1 pseudogene is annotated in these 304 nt (G+C 67.1%); it reads right to left on the minus strand.

Features of this window, described 5'->3' with window-relative positions:
• A pseudogene (locus P0D96_RS48580) lies at positions 1 to 304 on the minus strand (cytochrome c); the annotation flags it as partial.

Genomic DNA, 304 nt, shown 5'->3' on the forward strand with positions numbered 1-304 from the left:
GCCGTCGAGGTCGCTCAGCGCGCGCTCCTGCATCGTCGCCGCGCGCGGCGTGTGGCACGCGCCGCAGTGGCCGAGCCCTTGCACGAGATAGGCGCCACGCGCGATAACCGGATCGGCGTAATGCTTCGAGTCGAACGAAACCGGTCCGGGCGCGAACAGGTGACGCCAGATACCGAGCGGCCAGCGCATCGACAGCGGCCAGACGATATCGACCGGACGGTTCGCCTGGTTCACCGGTGCGACGCCTTGCGTGAAGTACGCATACAGCGCGTGCATGTCGTCTTCGCTCAGGCGTGCATACGAC

This window comes from Paraburkholderia sp. RL17-347-BIC-D (genome assembly GCF_046027915.1).
Lineage (GTDB): Bacteria > Pseudomonadota > Gammaproteobacteria > Burkholderiales > Burkholderiaceae > Paraburkholderia.